Origin of the sequence: Priestia abyssalis (assembly GCF_002019595.1) — a bacterium.
In the GTDB taxonomy this organism is placed as follows: Bacteria; Bacillota; Bacilli; order Bacillales; family Bacillaceae_H; genus Bacillus_BA; species Bacillus_BA abyssalis.
In genome coordinates, this window is sequence record NZ_KV917369.1 from 5,510,367 (window position 1) to 5,528,582 (window position 18,216).

The window sequence follows — 18,216 nt, forward strand, 5'->3', positions numbered from 1 at the left end:
TTCATGACACTTTATTTTAATTTAAGCTTTGCTAATGCTTCTGCAAACGGATTGTTTAACGGTTCTTCTTTGTCCTGAGTCTTTAAATATTTATTAATATCTTTTCGGGACACTTTACCTTTTTGCTCTTTTTTCTTTCTTTCATTGAATGTCGAGAGCTTTTCACGATGGCCGCAGCCGCACGCGAATATTTGCCCTTCTCCCTCACCGCGGAGTTCGAGTCGTTTATGGCAATTCGGGCATCTTGCATTCGTTTGTTTTGCAATATTTTTACGGTGGCCGCAATCACGGTCCTGACAAACGAGCATTTTGCCCTTTTTCCCATTCACTTCAAGCATAAGTTTGCCGCAATCCGGACATCTGCTTCCTGTTAAATTATCATGCTTAAATTTCTTTTCACTGTTTTTAATTTGATGCACAGCCGTGTTCGCATAGTCTTTCATTTCTTTAATGAACATCTGTTTTTTCATTTTGCCTTTTGCAATAGCTCCAAGCTTTTGTTCCCATTGTGCGGTAAGATCGGGAGATTTCAGCTCTTCAGGCACTAAATCCAAAAGTTGCTTTCCTTTAGACGTAATGACTAAATCCTTCCCTTTTTTTTCAATTAAAAAGCTATTGAATAATTTTTCGATAATGTCGGCTCTTGTCGCAACCGTTCCAAGGCCGCCTGTTTCTCCAATTGTTTTTCGTAACTCCTTGCTTTCATTTTCCATATATTTCACCGGATTTTCCATGGCCGAAAGCAATGTTCCTTCGTTAAAACGTTCAGGCGGCTTGGTCTCTCCCTTTGTTTGATGAAGAGAAACAACAGCCAATACATCCCCTTTTTTTACTGCTGGTAATGTTTGGTCTCCTATGTCATCCTTCGCCTGTTCATCTTCATAACGATTTTCGTATACTTCTTTCCAACCTTGGGAAAGCACCACTTTTCCTTTTGCCGTAAAAGATTGAGTACCAATTTTAGCTTTAATGGTTGTTTGCTCATATTCAAACGGCGGATATAGTACAGCTAAAAAACGTTTGACGACTAAATCATAGATTTTTCGTTCTTTATCACTTAAAGAGCTAAGCAGAACGGATTGCTCTGTCGGAATAATGGCATGGTGATCGGATACCTTATTGTCATCAACAAAAGATTTGCTGGCTTTAATGGGCTGTTTCAGCAATTTAAATGCAAACTGATTGTAAGGTTTCATGCTGCAAGCTTCTATTCTTTCCTTTAACGTCTCTACCATATCTGTCGATAAATAGCGTGAGTCGGTTCTTGGATACGTCACTACTTTATGGTGCTCATAAAGCTTTTGCAAAATGGAGAGAGTTTCCTTTGCAGAATAACTAAACTTCTTATGCGCTTCTCGCTGAAGTTCTGTTAAATCATAGAGCTGCGGAGCATAGCTCTTTTTATAGGACTTTTCTATTTCTATGATTTCTGCTTTTTTTCCTCGAAGAGAAGCGAGAATCTCATTGCTTTTTTCTTTAGAGAATGTTTTGATGTCTTTTGTCTTTTCATCTTGCCATGTCAGTTTCAACTGATCTGTTACGGCTTGAATCCCATAAAAAGTTTTTGGCTCAAATTGCTTAATTTCTTCTTCCCTTTTTGCAATCATTGCCAGTGTCGGCGTTTGCACTCGTCCGCACGAAAGCTGCGCATTATATTTAGCGGTCAAAGCACGGGTAGCGTTAATCCCTACTACCCAATCCGCTTCGGCACGAGCTACCGCTGAAGCATATAGATTTTCGTATTCTTTTCCGTCCTTTAAGCGGCGAAATCCTTCTTTAATCGCTTTGTCCGTCACGGATGAAATCCATAGACGCTTAATCGGTTTTTGGATATGGGATTTTTCGATGATCCACCGTGCAACAAGCTCTCCTTCACGTCCCGCATCCGTTGCAATGACAATTTCTTTTACATCTTTTCTATTCATTTGAGCTTTTACCGCTTGAAACTGCTTGCCGGTTTTTTTAATGACGACTAATTTTAAGTGGGAAGGAAGCATCGGCAAGTCTTCCAAATTCCATGATTTATATTTATCATCGTAAGCCTCCGGATCTGCCAGTGTCACAAGATGCCCCAGCGCCCATGTCACGATGTATTGACTGCCTTCTAAATAACCGTTTCCTTTTTTCGAACAATTTAACACACGCGCTAAATCACGGCCTACAGAGGGTTTTTCCGCTAACACTAATGTTTTACTCATCCAAACAATCCTTTCAAAATGACTAAATTCCTAATGATTGGAGGAGATACCTCCAATGTTTTCTCTACTTCTATTGTAACATGTATTTTCTCATTTCATTAGTTCGTTACAGCTGAGGCCCTATCCATAGAAGCCCTCAGCAGTCTTTTAGCCAAAGATTTCATTTTTGCCCCGCTCTAACGGATTATACCTTCCAATAACGGAAGGTTTACTTTATGACCTCGCACATAGCGGCTGATGTGACTTCTTTTAAATCCTCAACACTTAATTCCACTTGAATACCAATTTTCCCTCCGCTCACAACCATCGTCTCCAGCGAGGAAGCGCTGTGGTCGATAAAAGTCGGATACAGCTTTTTCATTCCAACAGGAGAACACCCTCCCCTAATGTATCCTGTCCACTTCTGAATATCTTTCACGGGTATCATCTCTATTTTCTTTTCGCCTGCTGCCCTGGCAGCTTTTTTTAAATCTAACTCAGCCTCCACCGGGATGACAAATACATAAAGACTTTGTTTACTTCCTTGCGTGATTTATCAAAAAGCCATCGACATATATCAATGACTTTTGACGAATGATCCATTGTTTGTTTTGCAGTTGGTCTATTGTTTTTTCCCTTATTCGACACTCAATGTTTCTTATTCAGTCCCATATACGCCTGTCGAGGATGATTAGGTTGTTTAGGATATTTTAATTGTATGCGTCCCTTGCTTAATAATTTCGCCAGGTAGTTGTTCCGCAATCCATCGGGTGTTCTTTCTAATAAAGAAGCTAGCTCTTTTAACATTAATGGCCTTTTTTCGACGAGATTGATAATGATTTCCTCCATCTTAACCGGACTTAGACGTTTTTTCTTTCTAGCAATCTCCGAAATTTTCCATAGTTGACTTTCAATTGCCTCATTCGGCTTCTCTTCTGCCATTGTCTCATTAAAATCTATTTCTCCATCATACTCTTCCGTGTCGATTTCTACCTTCTTTTGCTCACTTATTAACTCATCCTCAATAGATAAACCTTTTTCGTTAGTAAGGAAGTCACCACTGTTATTAACGGAGTTAAATTCCTTATTAGAGGAGCTAGCGTAACTATTAGAGGAGTAAGGTATTTTATTTAAGGAGTTAAATTCGTTATTCAATGAGTTTTCAACGTTATTACCGTAGTTTTTTTCTTTATTATAGGAGTAGAAAAAATTATTCAAGGAGTTGTTGTTTTTATTGTAGAAGCTTTCATTTTCCTTTTCTTTAGGCTTTGTCGAATTATTTCCCGTAACTTTTTCTATTTTTTCTTCTCTTTGATTTACCGAGAATTGCAATTTATTCCCCATCGATTTAGTGAATATATTAAATGTAATAACGGTCCGTTTCGACTGGGTATTTTGTATGAGATCCAATCCTTCTCCATCAAAATGGTGCCAAGCTAAATCAGCGCTTTTTAAACCCGTTCCTGCTCGCTTACATAGCCCAATGAGGATAAACATTTTAAAGAGAGTAGGATTGAGCAGCTGAGTGACGCCGCCTTGTAAAGCCTGCTCGCGTGTTATCCGCAATAAACCTGGATTAGAAAATTGAAAAAAATTTTTTTCCTTTTCAATGACAATACCGCCCTCACCATAATAATCAGCGTGAACGATTGCATTGATCAGTACTTCATGTAAAGCAGAATGAATAAGATCTTTGTCATTTCCCTCAAAATGTCCAGATTGCTCATCTTCTGTAAGACCAGCAGTCAATTCCTCCATTACTTTAAAATAAAAATCATAAAGGTTCCCGGACCATGTTCCATCCTGTGATGTAAAACGTTTTGACCAATCCCCGATTATTATATCAGTTAAATTCTCTCGATATTCTAAAAAGTATTGTGATAAAACTTCTGTAATGATTCTCTCTTCGCTAAACATTAACAAACCAGCAAGAGTCAATCCTTCTGTGCTGGCATTTCGCTGTTTTCCCCAAGCACCGATTTTATAAAGAAAGTCTTTTGTCTCAAGTCCATTCCAAGGGTGGGACGGCTTGATGGATAAAAATCGCTGACGATAGCTTTTAATGGATTCAAAGTTCAATTCATTCAGTCCATAATGCTCCAAAATGATATTATCTTGGGAGACTGATGAATGGTCACTCGGATTATTAGCATGTTTATTCACTTCTGATCTCCTTCTTATATAATCTTAATTCTTATTTTGAATATCCCATTTAATTAGTCACTACCCTTATTCTAACACCTTTTATCTATGGTCTCCTTATCTTCTCATGAAAATGCGCTATTTACCCTTCGAGATAATGCGGATACGTTGGCAGAATGTTTTCTTAGTATAAAGACAAACAAAAACCACTTCCATTGGTGAAAGTGGTTTTCCATTTGATTGCTCTTTCAAAGCCGATCACAGATTATCTTCTAGCGTGATGTTTGTTTTGAAACAAATCTAGGGGAAATCGGTGCGTCTTTTTGTAGTTTAATTTTACGATAGCGAATATCGCTTGGATTAAAACCATGGCCTAATGTGCCATAAACATGTCCTGCATGAGGATCGATCAAATCTTTTTCCTTATAGTAAATTCTCGGTGTTTTCCAAAGTGCTTTTAAAGCTTGTCCCATCGGCATCTCATGGTAACGCTCAGGCCACATCCTTTTAATTTGCTCCTTCACTAAGGGATAATACTTAGAGCTTATACCAGGAAATAAGTGATGTTCCGTATGGTAAGAAAAATTAAAGTGAAGCACATCTACCCACTTCGGTACCGTGACAGACAAGCTGTTTGCCAACGGATCATTGACTGGTACAAGCGGATTTAAACGATGGTTCGTTGAGATATAGGCCATAACGATAAAGTTTCCAATTAGCAGCGGCAATAGGAAAGCGAAAAACCATTTTCCAGGCCCCATCACAAATAATAAGCTAATCCATGTAGCCCAAGGTAAAAGCAACTGCAGCCAAACAGAAGGCTTTGCTTCCGGCTTAAATTGTTTAATAAAGTGTACAAACATTCTTGTAGAATGCAACGTAAATTCAATCGTTAAAAAGCTAAATTCCGCAAAAGAACGAAGGAAAAGAGGCAGTCGGTATACCCAACGAAGAAAGCGGCTTTGAAGCATCCTCTCCAAAGTAGGCCACGAATCAGGATCTTTTTCGTCGTTTTGCGTATGAATATGGTGCGTCATATTGTGCCATTTTCTCCAAAGCTTAGGGCCTGTAGTTAATGGGAAGAAAGCGATTGCTCCGCAAAGATCTCTCAGCCATGATTTTCTAACGACTGTGCCGTGCAAAATTTCATGTCCTAATAACCCCATTCCGGCAAAGCTTGCTCCTAACACGAAAGAAATTAGCAAACAAATCCATGGGTTTAAATCTAATAAACCAATGGTGAGAAAGCCTGAAATAATGACAATTAAATAAGCAAGCCCGCCAAAAAGACGGGAGGGAACAGGCTGGAATGCCTCTTTTGGTAAATGTGGAGATATGCGTGCTGCATACCAACCAAACGTATGAAGCTCCTTCATCTTTAGACCCCTTTCATTTTAGGCCCTTCGTCTGACATAGCATGGTGTGATACTTCAATTTATGTCCGTCAAACCAGAAGAAGATGACGTGCCAATTTCTATCACATAAAGGGAATCATTATCCGCTACTTAAGACAAGGGATTGAATGTCAATTTTTATGCATACGTAGGATACAAAATTCAGGGTTGATAATTCTTTCCTTCGCCCTCTTCATCTAAATTGGAAACGGATTCTTTTCCGTTGATTTTTGAATAATACCTACAGACTCCATCCTACCAATTTATTTTCATACTTGTCAATCAATTTTTTATTACTTGGTACTAATTGCTAGTTATATTTACTAGTCCTTATCAATGTTCTTTTAATCGAATCATCACCTTTTTAAATTATATATAAAAATAATATTATGATTTTATCTATAAATTAAGAAGTGGACTTTTATTATTTTAATAAAATTTTATCGGACGAATATGAGAGGAAATGAGGAAGGTGATGACTCTGTTACCCATCACTCATCGATGAAAGCTTAAAGGATTTCATTTACTTTTGAGCATACCTTTTCCTATAATATTTTTATTGTCTTTCATTTTCGAAAGTATTTCAGAGCATCATGCTCATATCTTTAAACTTCTAATCCCACTTAACAGAGGGAAAGATCTCAAAAGAGGAGTTGCTCGCTTGTTATTTAATTCATTCGAATTTATATTCTTTTTTTTACCGCTGGTTTTCATTTTATATTTTCTATTGTTAAAATGTGGGTTAAACACTATAGCAAAGTTATTCCTCATTACCGGCTCTTTATTCTTTTATGCCTGGTGGAATATTCGATATTTGCCTTTGATTTTAGTTTCTGTCTTCGTTAATTATATGGCAGGCCAATTGCTAACCAAGCAAAAAATATCCCGTCGTTTCGTTCTCCTAACGGGTATTATCTTTAATGTAAGCTTGCTGTTTTATTTCAAATATGCGAATTTCTTTATTGAAAATGTAAATACACTGTTCCACACTCAATATGCATTATGGCAGCTCGCTTTACCGCTGGGAATCAGCTTCTTTACCTTTCAACAAATTGCTTATTTAGTGGACACGTATCGAGGGGAAACAAAAGAGACCAGTTTTTTTGATTATATATTATTCGTCACTTTTTTCCCGCAGCTGATTGCCGGGCCGATTGTACATCATAAATCGCTGATTCCTCAATTTTCTCAAAGGGAGAATCAGAAAATACGCTATTCAAATTTAGCCGCCGGTTTTTTTGTTTTTTCCGTCGGGTTATTTAAGAAGGTAGGCATTGCAGACCATTTTTCTTTACTTGCGAGTCAAGGATTTGACCAAGCGGCCTCTCTTACCTTCATTGAGGCCTGGGCAGTATCCCTCAGCTATACATTTCAGCTATATTTTGATTTTAGTGGTTATAGTGATATGGCCATTGGTCTTGCCCTTTTATTTAATATTCGACTTCCAAAGAATTTTGACTCTCCCTATAAGGCTCTTAACATTCAAGATTTTTGGAGAAGATGGCATATTACATTGAGTGAATTTTTAACGAAATATATTTACATTCCTCTTGGAGGAAATCGAAAAGGGGAAATTCGGACGCTCATTCACATCTTCCTTGTCTTTTTCATTAGCGGCTTTTGGCACGGAGCGGGTTGGACATTTATTGTATGGGGCATGATGCACGGAGTGGCTTCAATCGTTTATCGCCTTTGGAAGAAAACAGGGGTTACATTAAATAAATGCATAGCATGGCTCATTACGTTTAACTTTGTCAATGCTGCTTGGGTATTCTTTCGGGCAGAATCCATTGATGATGCGGTTAAGGTTCTAAAAGGCATGGCAGGCTTAAATGGAATCTCTCTTTCCATTAACCTCTTTCCTGTATCGTTTTCAAACGTCATGGAACGTTTCAACATTCCTATGGTTCAACAGTATGGATTGATGATTGATCGAACAGCAGTCATAGGCATTGTATTGGGATTCATCGTAGTCCTCTTCTTTAAAAATTCCATACAGTTAAAAGAGCGTATAAATTATGATGTGAGAACGGCTTTGTTTGCAGCTTTTTTGTTTAGTTACGCCATAATAAACTTATCCAGAGTAAGCGAGTTTATTTATTTTAATTTTTAGGTGGATTTTATGGATGATCAAAAATACAAAAAATGGATAACAACTTTTGGACTAAGCCTCTTTGCCCTGTTAGGCAGTGTGTGGCTGATTAACTATCTCGTCGACCCTTTATGGTTTTACGATCATAAGCTAAATATCAATCAAATTCAAAAACCGTTTAATGAGCGTCAGCAAAAGACAAACCGGCTGACCTTTCAAGATGAAACATATGATACATTAATTCTTGGAAGCAGCCGAATGACGTATGTAAACCAATATGACTTTATTGGCCATGATGCCTTTAACTATGCAGTAGCCTTAGGCTCCATTAAAGAGTTTCCGAACATGATTGAATATGCGGAACAGACAAACGGCAAACCTTTCAAAACCATTGTCATTGGCCTTGATTTTTTTGATACGAACTTACATTTGGAAGGGCGGCCCGCTCCTATCGATCGTTACATCGAACAGGTCAATGAACCTTTTTACCGGTCTAAAAACCTGTTGTCATTAGATACATTAAAGGTTTCCATTGAAAACATCCGTCATTCCTCCTCCGGGGAACAATATCCAGATCGCAGCTATAACCGCGACAACGTAGTAGATGCGGAAAAACGTGAATTGGAAAAAACCAAAACAAGAATATATGATGTTTTATCAAGATATGAAAATATAAATTATGAATATGACGAAACTTATAAACAAGCGCTTGAAAAGGTAGTGGCACAAAATCCGAATTCTACGATTATCGCTTTAACGACACCTATTACGGCTGTAAGGTTTAAAACAGAGCTAGACAGTCCCGTCGTTCGAGCGGGATATGAGCGATGGCTTCGAGAAAGCGTAGATGTATTTGACAATGTCTATCACTTCAATGATATTAATAGTATTACAACCGACTTAAGTAATTATTTTGATACAAACCATTTCTATCCTCATATAGGGCGCCTTGTCGCACATCGGGTCATTGAATACCCTGATCCTGATATCCCAGAGGATTTTGGCAAGCTGCTGAATAAGCAAAATATCGAAACGTATTTAACCAACACTCCGCTGGGCAGAAATCTTTCAATCCCTTCACAAAAATGAAACTGCCTAATAAGTCCTAAACGGTCCATAAAAATTATTTTTTTGCTAAAAAGACCCGTCACTGAATCCTTCATTTTACTGGATTTCCATGACGGGCTCTTTCAAGAGGATGACTCAAAAAGTGTGCTTTTTATATCTTTTGAGTCATCCTCTCCAACTAAAATTCTGCTGTTTCTTGTGTTACAATATTCGCTAACGGACATAATGCTTAATGGAAAAATCCTTCTATATATGTTATATATAAAGGTAAATTAAGCTAACCAAACAAGAACTCCAGTATATGAGGAAGGTTGAAAACTGTGGAACATAACTCGTCAAATTTTATTAGAAATATTATAAAAGAAGATCTGGAAACCGGTAAACGCGACCATGTCATTACCCGCTTTCCACCGGAGCCAAATGGCTATTTACATATTGGACACGCCAAATCGATTGTCCTGAACTTCGACTTAGCAGATGAATTTAACGGAAAAACGAATTTACGCTTTGACGATACGAATCCATTGAAGGAAGATACTGAATTCGTTGAAGCTATTAAAGAAGATGTAAAATGGCTTGGTTATGAATGGGAAGGCCTATTTTTTGCTTCTAATTATTTTGAAGAAATGTATAAAAAAGCCATATTACTTATTAAAAAAGGAAAAGCCTACGTGGATAATCTTTCAGCGGACGAGATTCGTGAATATCGTGGGACGTTAACAGAACCGGGAAAAGAAAGTCCTTACCGCAACCGTTCAGTTGAGGAAAATCTTGATTTGTTTGAACGTATGCGCAAAGGCGAATTCGGCAATGGGGAAAAGGTGTTAAGGGCCAAAATTGATATGAGCTCTCCGAATATCAATTTGCGTGATCCGGTCATTTATCGTATTGCCCATGCAATTCATCATAATACAGGGGATAAGTGGTGCATTTATCCGATGTACAGCTTCGCACACCCTATCGAGGATGCACTTGAAGGTGTGACGCATTCTATTTGTACGCTTGAGTTTGAGGATCAACGTCCTTTATACAACTGGGTCGTGGAAGAATGTGAAATGGAAACCAAGCCTCAGCAAATTGAATTTAACCGTTTAAACTTAACAAACACCGTTATGAGTAAACGAAAACTCAAACAATTAGTCGATGAAGGCTATGTGGATGGCTGGGATGACCCTCGCATGCCGACTATTTCCGGATTAAGAAGAAAAGGGTATACACCTGAGGCCATTCGCGCATTCTGCCGCGAGTTAGGAGTATCGAAGGTTTACAGCACCGTTGATTCCCAAATGCTTGATCACTTTGTACGAGAAGATTTAAAAATGAAAGCCCCTCGTACAATGGGGATCATACGCCCGCTAAAAGTGGTCATCACAAACTACCCGGAAGGCCAGATCGAAATGCTGGAAGCTGAAATCAATCCGGAAAATCCAGAAATGGGAACAAGACAAATTCCGTTCTCAAGAGAGATTTATATAGAGCAGGAAGATTTCATGGAAAACCCGCCTAAAAAATATTTCCGTTTATTCCCTGGAAATGAAGTTCGTCTTAAACATGCCTACTTCATTAAATGCGAAGAGGTCATCAAAGATGAAAACGGAAATGTTGTGGAAGTTCATTGCACTTATGACCCTGAAACAAAAAGCGGTACAGGTTTCACAGGCCGTAAAGTAAAAGGAACGCTTCACTGGGTGGAGGCTACTCAAGCCATTCCGGCAGAATTTCGTTTATATGAACCGCTTATCTTAGACGAAGAGGCTGAATCGGACGAAGCAGCTGAAAAAGGAAAAACGTTCCTTGACCGTGTAAACCCTAATTCCTTAGAAGTGTTAAACGGCTACATTGAACCAAATATGAAAGAAGTGAAAGCGCACGATAAGTTCCAATTTTTCAGACATGGCTACTTTAATGTTGACCCAAAACACACAACTGAAAACCAAATCGTCTTTAACTTGATTGTGTCATTAAAAAGCTCTTTTAAAATGTAACAGTCATGTTACCAATATAAAAAAGACCTAAATCTTGATTTAGGTCTTTTTTATATTAGTTAATTAATTATCCCCTTATAATTTCTCAAGTTTATTAAGAAAACCATGACTATCTAAACTACCTCTTAAGGAATCATCCTTCCATCTGGCAACTACAAATGGTAAACATTATACTAAGAATATAAATAATGATTGATAGGAGATGGCATACATTGAAGAAAGAAATCATGGAAAGGTTTACATCCTATGTAAAAGTGGATACACAGTCTGATGAAAGCAGTGAGACGTGTCCATCTACTCAAGGGCAGCTGACACTCGGTAAAATGTTAGTGGATGAATTAAAGTCTATCGGCATGAAAGAAGTGACAATGAATCAAAATGGTTACGTAATGGCTACACTTCCAGCCAATACAGAAAAACAAGTTCCTACAGTGGGCTTTTTAGCACATATTGATACAGCTACTGATTTTACAGGTGCTAATGTCAACCCAAAAATCATCGAAAACTATGATGGACAGGATATTACTTTAAACGATGCATTACATGTCATTTTGTCTCCAGAAGATTTCCCGGAACTGGCTAATTACAGGGGGCACACGTTAATCACCACAGACGGTACGACACTCCTTGGTGCTGATAATAAGGCGGGCATTACTGAAATCATGACGGCGATGGCTTATTTAATTCAGCATCCGGAAATCAAACACGGGAAAATAAGAGTAGCCTTTACTCCGGATGAAGAAATTGGGAGAGGTCCTCATAAATTTGATGTAGCTGCATTTAATGCAGATTTTGCTTATACAATAGATGGAGGACCACTCGGGGAACTGCAGTATGAAAGTTTTAATGCCGCCGCTGCAAAAATTACAATTAAAGGAACTAACGTTCACCCGGGAACCGCTAAAGGAAAAATGATCAATTCCGCAAAGATTGCAATGGAATTCAACAGAAGACTGCCTTCAGAAGAAGCACCTGAATATACAGAAGGATATGAAGGCTTCTATCACCTCATTTCTATTAATGGTGATGTGGAGAAAACTATTCTGCAATACATTATCCGGGACTTTGACAAAGAAAAGTTTCATGTAAGAAAAGCAACAATAGAGGAACTGGTCGAGGAAATGAAAAAACAATATGGCAAAGAAAACATTACACTAGAAATAAACGACCAATATTACAACATGAGAGAAAAAATTGAACCTAAAAAGGAGATTGTTGATATTGCTTACGAGGCAATGAAAAATTTAGGCATTGAACCGCTTGTCAAACCGATTCGCGGCGGCACTGACGGTTCGCAGTTATCTTACATGGGTCTTCCTACACCCAATATATTTACAGGCGGTGAAAACTTCCATGGTAAGTTTGAATACATCTCGGTCCAAAATATGATAAAAGCAACTAATGTAATTGTGGAAATCATTAAGCTGATTGAACAAAAAGAAGATATGTAAAAATACATCATCCTGCAGCCGTTTAAATCTTACAAAAAAGCTAACCCTAAGCAATAGAGTTAGCTTTTTTGTAGTGTTGAGCCCATATGAAACCTTATTAACTACTCGGTTTGCTTTACTTTTCTTAAACCTTTAACAACGTATGATATCTTTTCAGGAATGATAGAATTAATTTATTTATTCATTTGAGCAAGAAAGTCTCCAAGGAGATCGTCCATATCCTCTTCTTCCTCCTCTATTTTCCCTTCTTCAGTATCGAAGAGTCGGCTTTCTTTTGCCATTTCCCAATCAAAGTTATCCAAATCATCATCCTCGTCGACACTTGTTGAATATGCTTCCGTATTTGCCTGCCTATTGCTTGTTTGCAGCTGGGCATTGACTGAATCCCATTCGATCTCCAAATCCTCTCCAGCAGCTGTCTCTTCTTGAAGATATAAAGCATCCTCAATTTCTAATGCATTACTATTTAATGATGCAAAGATGGAGGCTGTACGGATCGGATCCGCTAATAGTTGATACATAATACTGCCCAATAGCGCCTCAGAGTGTTCATGCTTCAACCAATCCCGTTGTGCTTTGTTTAACCCCTTTGGAAGAGGAATGGTGATTGTTTCTCTTTGCTTTGATAGAGAACTATTTACCCCGCTCAGCACGAACTCGGCAATTTTACTCGAAAAATTTCTTCTTTCGACTTCTTTTAGTCGTTGCAGATGCTTTAAAATATGATCAGGTGTATCTGAGGGGATACGAAACGTAATGGGCTGCCCTCTCTTCATTTCCGTTTCCTTCATGAAATCACCCTATTTGGTTTTAGCCATTTTTTGTTCTTCACTTTGCTTCTCTTTTTGATTTCTTCTCGAAAAATCAGCAATCAATTTATAATAAGCATTCGCCATCATCCAAATGCTTTCTTTTTCGTCTTCAAAGAAATCGATGTTATATCCATCCAAGTTATTATTTAATGTTTTAAGATAGTCTTTTAAAATGATAGATCCGCCGCCGATGAAATAACAAATCTCCGTTTGGGAATTTTTTTGCCAAATATTCCGCAAATGGCGATATTGTTTTTTCGCTAACTCGAGGAGAATCCGATCTACAATATCATGGACGCTTGTACGGCTCCCTTTTACCATGATATGATTTCGATCATTCTTTTTTGTAATAATTTCCACAACATCACGTCGACTATCCAGCTCTACCCCATGTTTTGAACGAATTTCTTCTCGAATGGCTTCAAGAGACTCCGATACCCCTAAATTAAAGCCCTGTGCCTTGTCATCATCCACCTTACGATTTTTAATGACGGCTATATCCGTTGATAACCCTCCAATATCTTGAATAAGAATTCTCTTATCAATAAGGTCTTTGTTAATAATGTTCAAATGATTATCCATCACAAGGTTGATAAACGCAGCAAATCCTTCCGGATAAACCTTAACTTCTTCAAATTTAATATTTACTTTCAAGCCTTGGTATTTAGGTGTAACTAAAAACTCCACTTGGTGAACAGAACTCAATAACCGAGAACGATAGCCAACATCTTTTCCTTCCTTTACTTCCCTAAGAGGAAGCCCCGTTCCTAATGTATAAGTAGCCTCAATTACATTATTGGAACGTTTAAAAATCTGTTTGTTTTCTTCTCGAGCTGCATCTAACGCTAGAGCTGCAAACAGCATAATAAGAGTTTGATCTTCTTCAGATTTACTGCTCCCAGGGTCTAATTCTGTTGAATGACTGCTTTTTGTTGCTAAATGACCGACACGATAAATAGAATTATTGTCTTTTAAAGTAGGGGAGTGAACACGAATATGGATACCATCAACAGGATTTTGATTGTCTAATTCTTCTATTCCAATAATCGGGCGATCTTCAACATCTCTAGCAATCACATTCGGAATATTAATTTCCGCTTCCATTTTCCCGAAAATACCCTTTAATGAATCATTTCCTACATCAATTGCTGCAATACGAGCGTTTGTCAAAAAAACCATCCCCTTTGTTAATAAGTAATTTTCGCTGATAATTTATATAATTCAGATAATAGATTAACGAAGTTTTAAGGATTGGTCAATCCTACTTTTCTATCTTTTACCAAAATGTAAACTTTTAGATTTATTTGTAATCTTGTATACAAAATTGTACACACCCTCTAAATACGGCTTGTATACGCAATTGTATACATGTTTACTTTTCTGCACACGATTGTACTCATTATGTTTACATGTATACATCTAAGTATACAAATGATTTATATCCTTTCCTTTATCCCTCTTTAGACTTAATTAGAAATATATAAATTCTAACAACAATCCCTCTTTTTGTATACTCACTTTATACACGACTGGACAAAACCATGTATTCAAAGACTAGGGGCACTATTCCATTTCTTTATGTATCCATGTGCATCATTACTTTTTTTATTCGGCTATGATAAATGGAGGCTCTAGATGTAAATATTGTGGAGATAGATGTGTGGTCTAAAATGAACCCTCGTTTTGAAAAGGAATTAAAAGATGTTGAAGACGTATCAGATGAAAATTTAGAAAAAATTATTGAATTAGAGCCAGATTTAATCATTGGCTTATCAAATATTAAAAATATTGATAAATTAAAACAAATTGCTCCTACTGTAACATATATATAGGATAAACTGGATTATTTAACATAGCATGTAGAACTAAGAAAGCTCTTAAACAAAGAAAAAGAAGCAAAAGAATGGGTGGAAGACTTTAAAACGCATGCAAAATCAGCTTCCTTTAGCGACTTATTTACATTAGAAGATCAATTGAAAGCTCTTGAAGAATTCTTTTTAGGCAAGTAGTTTAAATACCCCTTTAAAGACGAGAAAACCCCTTGAGAAGGATATAATCTCAAGGGGTTTATCACTTTTTTTTTAAAGAAGACGATGTTTTCCATGTCTTTATGTTATTCTTTGCTACAACTTCTTTTTATATTATTCAAGGTTTTTCACCATTTTAAGAAATCCCGTTACTTATGATACGGTTCATTTCGATTAATCCGAAAAGCCCGATACACTTGCTCCAGCAAAATGAGGCGCATCAGTTGATGGGGAAAGGTCATTTTCGAAAAGGATAACGTGCCATTAGCCCGTTTCATAACCTCTTTGCTTAATCCAAGCGATCCTCCAATGACAAATGCTATCTTGCTTTTTCCGTAAGTAGCCAATTGATCAATGTCTTTAGCCAATTCCTCTGAAGATTTCATTTTCCCTTCAATGGCAAGGGCAATGACATGAGTGTCTTCTGATATCTTTGCTAAAATACGTTCACCTTCTTTTAACTTCACTTGTTCCATTTCCAATTCACTCAAATTCTCAGGTGCTTTTTCATCTGGCAACTCAATGATATCCACTTTTGTATATGTGGATAACCTTTTTAAATATTCATCAATTCCTTGCTTTAAATACTTTTCTTTTAGTTTTCCAATTGTGACAATTGAGATATTCACAATCCACCCCCGCCTTACAAACATGTTTTCCACAGATTTTATCCACATATCCACAACATTAATCCACATATTGTATGAGAATATTAGTTCCCTACTACATATATCGCCTCTTTTTGACAATATCCACAATTAATCGACTCTTCCGTTTCTGTAATTTCATTCAGCAACGGTACCATTTCTGTTTCATCGACAATAATATCTAAGGCTAATTCTACGTGTTCTTTACAACAAAAAATTTTCATCTTTTCCTCCAATAGTTATCCACATATTATACACACAAGAAAAAAGGGGAGCCATTTCTCCCCCCTTGTTCCTTTACTAAAATGTCTCTTCTGTTAATTTGAGGTTCACCGTTTTTTTCGTTCCTTGACGATAGAATGTAACTTCCATTGTCTCCCCTACATTTTTCTCTGTATATAAATGCTTACGCAAATCAATGACATCTCGAACTTTTTGTCCATCCAATGCTACAATTACATCAAATTCTTTCAGACCAGCTTGAGCTGCAGGAGATAATGGTTCTACTCCCAGCACTGCAACACCTTCTACAATATCTTTAGGTAATTTCAGTGTTTCACGAAGATGGTAACCTGAAATTTCGCTAATGGATTGTAAGCTCACTCCCATATAAGGACGCTGTACTTCTCCAAACTTCTCTAAATCATCAATGATAGGTCTTGCAATATTAATAGGTATCGCTAACCCAATTCCTTCGACTGCTTCCTGAGCAATTTTCATGGAATTGATCCCAATTAGCTTGCCCGCAATATTCACAAGGGCTCCGCCACTATTTCCCGGGTTAATTGCAGCATCAGTTTGAATAACTTCCGACTGCCAATCAGCCGTTCCATCTCCATTTAAGTCCTGAGGAACGACACGGTTCGTTCCTGAAATAATCCCCTGTGTTACTGATCCAGAAAACTGCAGCCCTAGAGGATTTCCAATGGCAATAACAGGCTCCCCCGGTTTGACAGCATCAGAATCACCGAACTCCGCCACTTTTGATACATGTTCGCTTGCAATCTCCAGAACTGCCAAATCCGTTAATGCGTCGCTTCCGAGAACACGAGCAGGTACACGAGAGCCATCGGTCATACTTACTTCAATTTGATTAGCCCCATTAATTACATGGTGGTTCGTCACAACAAACGCACGATTACCGGTCTTCTTATAGATGACTCCTGAACCTGTACCGGCGTCTGCTTTTTCCTCATTCCAAAAGTCGGACTGTTGGATATTGACTACTCCTACGACTGCTTCTGAAACTTTATCGACTGCCTTTGTCACATCCGTGGTCACATCCACTGCGACCGTTTGTTGAATGTTCCCCCCTAAATCTGGTTGGCTTTCTTGCTCGGTGATGGTTGTCTGGTATGGGAGAATGTTCATTCTAGATAAAGTTGGAATAGAGAATAAAATAATGAGAGCCCCTATAACTGCTCCAGCTAATGCAGAAAAAAACCAACTCCCACGGCTTTTCTTTGGTTTTCTTTCACGTCTTTCATACTCTTCATCGTAATATCCCACTCTGTTCACCTTCCCTTTCGCGATCAGCGATATATCGAGGGTTGATTTTCTATCAATCCTTTATGATATAGAATGCCCTTTTTCAGCCCATCTCCAAACTTCTTAACGCTCACCTAGAGAGAGACCAATTCCGTCGGCTTTTTAGGGTCTGTATCATATAGATGAACTTGATTTCCTACTTCATACCCTTTTGATTGTAGAACTTGAGTAACCGACATTCTCGCAATTTCTTTCATATTATTATCTTGACTTAAATGGGCTAAATAAATGCGCTTTGTTTGATCGCCAATTACCTCTGCCATCGCCAATGCTGCATCCTCGTTCGAAACATGGCCGACGTCACTTAAAATTCGACGTTTAACACTCCATGGATAGCGTCCCATTCTCAACATATCCACGTCATGATTACTTTCAAAAACAAAAGCATCACTATTCTTAATGATACCCTTCATTCGGTCACTCACATACCCTGTGTCTGTAATGACCGTGAATTTTTTGTGTCCTTGATGGAACACAAAAAACATGGGCTCTGCCGCGTCATGTGAAACCCCAAAAGACTCCACCTGCAGGCTTCCAAAGGATTTTACTTCTCCTACATTAAAAATGAAACGTTGATCTGAAGCGATATTACCCACTAATCCTTCCATGGCTTTCCACGTTTTTTCATTTGCATAAATGGGAAGTTTGTACTTCCTTGCCAAAACTCCTAATCCTTTAATATGATCGCTGTGTTCATGCGTTACCAAGATTCCTGAAAGCTGTTTTATCTCACGATCTACCTGCTGAAAAAGAGCTTCCATTTGTTTCCCGCTCAATCCGGCATCAACCAAAAGGGATTGCTCTCCGTTACTCACAAAAATCGCATTTCCTGTACTTCCGCTTGCAAGTACGCTAAAATGCATGTCCATACTC

13 protein-coding genes and 2 pseudogenes are annotated in these 18,216 nt (G+C 37.9%); 5 read left to right on the plus strand and 10 right to left on the minus strand.

Annotated features, from left to right (window positions below):
• Nucleotides 1-11: 11 nt before the first annotated feature.
• The 4 genes and pseudogenes from BK575_RS26375 to BK575_RS26390 form a co-directional block, all read right to left on the minus strand.
• Nucleotides 12-2,198: a DNA topoisomerase III gene (locus tag BK575_RS26375; protein WP_078414480.1), complete on the minus strand. Its 2,187-nt coding sequence runs from the start codon at nt 2,196-2,198 to the stop codon at nt 12-14.
• Between the two features lie 208 nt (nt 2,199-2,406).
• Nucleotides 2,407-2,730 (minus strand): annotated as a pseudogene (locus tag BK575_RS26380) (aminoacyl-tRNA deacylase); the annotation flags it as partial.
• Nucleotides 2,731-2,825: 95 nt separating this feature from the next.
• Nucleotides 2,826-4,340 carry a hypothetical protein gene (locus tag BK575_RS26385; RefSeq protein WP_078414482.1) on the minus strand — a complete coding sequence of 505 codons (1,515 nt, stop codon included), beginning with the start codon at nt 4,338-4,340 and terminating at the stop codon, nt 2,826-2,828.
• 251 nt (nt 4,341-4,591) lie between these two features.
• Nucleotides 4,592-5,695 carry a Delta(10) desaturase DesB gene (locus BK575_RS26390; RefSeq protein WP_078414483.1) on the minus strand — a complete coding sequence of 368 codons (1,104 nt, stop codon included), beginning with the start codon at nt 5,693-5,695 and terminating at the stop codon, nt 4,592-4,594.
• 679 nt (nt 5,696-6,374) lie between these two features.
• Between BK575_RS26390 and BK575_RS26395 the strand changes: the two genes are divergently transcribed.
• The 4 genes from BK575_RS26395 (at nt 6,375) to pepT (ending at nt 12,309) form a co-directional block, all read left to right on the plus strand.
• On the plus strand, nt 6,375-7,826 hold the full coding sequence (locus BK575_RS26395) for an MBOAT family O-acyltransferase (RefSeq protein WP_078414484.1): 1,452 nt from the start codon (nt 6,375-6,377) through the stop codon (nt 7,824-7,826).
• Nucleotides 7,827-7,835: 9 nt separating this feature from the next.
• Entirely contained in the window at nt 7,836-8,894 is a 1,059-nt protein-coding gene (locus BK575_RS26400) for a hypothetical protein (RefSeq protein WP_078414485.1), read from the plus strand.
• A 299-nt stretch (nt 8,895-9,193) separates the two neighbouring features.
• Nucleotides 9,194-10,858: a glutamine--tRNA ligase/YqeY domain fusion protein gene (locus BK575_RS26405; protein WP_078414486.1), complete on the plus strand. Its 1,665-nt coding sequence runs from the start codon at nt 9,194-9,196 to the stop codon at nt 10,856-10,858.
• A 212-nt stretch (nt 10,859-11,070) separates the two neighbouring features.
• On the plus strand, nt 11,071-12,309 hold the full coding sequence (gene pepT, locus BK575_RS26410; RefSeq protein WP_078414487.1) for a peptidase T: 1,239 nt from the start codon (nt 11,071-11,073) through the stop codon (nt 12,307-12,309).
• 173 nt (nt 12,310-12,482) lie between these two features.
• Here the strand turns inward: pepT and BK575_RS26415 are convergent, their stop codons facing one another.
• Both BK575_RS26415 and BK575_RS26420 read right to left on the minus strand, forming a co-directional pair.
• Nucleotides 12,483-13,100, minus strand: a complete 618-nt coding sequence (locus BK575_RS26415) for a hypothetical protein (protein ID WP_078414488.1) — start codon at nt 13,098-13,100, stop codon at nt 12,483-12,485.
• A gap of 9 nt (nt 13,101-13,109) precedes the next feature.
• Nucleotides 13,110-14,291: a ParM/StbA family protein gene (locus BK575_RS26420; RefSeq protein ID WP_078414489.1), complete on the minus strand. Its 1,182-nt coding sequence runs from the start codon at nt 14,289-14,291 to the stop codon at nt 13,110-13,112.
• Nucleotides 14,292-14,749: 458 nt separating this feature from the next.
• Here BK575_RS26420 and BK575_RS26425 point away from each other — a divergent pair.
• A pseudogene (locus tag BK575_RS26425) lies at nt 14,750-15,061 on the plus strand (ABC transporter substrate-binding protein); the annotation flags it as partial.
• A 236-nt stretch (nt 15,062-15,297) separates the two neighbouring features.
• Here the strand turns inward: BK575_RS26425 and rlmH are convergent.
• The 4 genes from rlmH to BK575_RS26445 form a co-directional block, all read right to left on the minus strand.
• Nucleotides 15,298-15,777, minus strand: coding sequence for a 23S rRNA (pseudouridine(1915)-N(3))-methyltransferase RlmH (rlmH, locus tag BK575_RS26430; RefSeq protein ID WP_078414490.1), 480 nt, complete (start codon nt 15,775-15,777; stop codon nt 15,298-15,300).
• An 83-nt stretch (nt 15,778-15,860) separates the two neighbouring features.
• Nucleotides 15,861-16,019, minus strand: a complete 159-nt coding sequence (locus BK575_RS26435; RefSeq protein ID WP_078414491.1) for a CxxH/CxxC protein — start codon at nt 16,017-16,019, stop codon at nt 15,861-15,863.
• A 76-nt stretch (nt 16,020-16,095) separates the two neighbouring features.
• Nucleotides 16,096-17,304, minus strand: a complete 1,209-nt coding sequence (locus BK575_RS26440) for a S1C family serine protease (RefSeq protein WP_078414492.1) — start codon at nt 17,302-17,304, stop codon at nt 16,096-16,098.
• Between the two features lie 113 nt (nt 17,305-17,417).
• Nucleotides 17,418-18,212: an MBL fold metallo-hydrolase gene (locus BK575_RS26445; RefSeq protein WP_078414493.1), complete on the minus strand. Its 795-nt coding sequence runs from the start codon at nt 18,210-18,212 to the stop codon at nt 17,418-17,420.
• Nucleotides 18,213-18,216: the final 4 nt, after the last annotated feature.

Excerpts from the sequence above, each read along its gene's own strand:
- BK575_RS26375 (WP_078414480.1), bottom strand. The coding sequence starts at position 2,198 with ATGAGTAAAACATTAGTGTTAGCGGAAAAACCCTCTGTAGGCCGTGAT.
- BK575_RS26390 (WP_078414483.1), bottom strand. The coding sequence starts at position 5,695 with ATGAAGGAGCTTCATACGTTTGGTTGGTATGCAGCACGCATATCTCCA.
- BK575_RS26400 (WP_078414485.1), top strand. The coding sequence starts at position 7,836 with ATGGATGATCAAAAATACAAAAAATGGATAACAACTTTTGGACTAAGC.
- BK575_RS26415 (WP_078414488.1), bottom strand. The coding sequence starts at position 13,100 with ATGAAGGAAACGGAAATGAAGAGAGGGCAGCCCATTACGTTTCGTATC.
- BK575_RS26435 (WP_078414491.1), bottom strand. The coding sequence starts at position 16,019 with ATGAAAATTTTTTGTTGTAAAGAACACGTAGAATTAGCCTTAGATATT.
- BK575_RS26445 (WP_078414493.1), bottom strand. The coding sequence starts at position 18,212 with ATGGACATGCATTTTAGCGTACTTGCAAGCGGAAGTACAGGAAATGCG.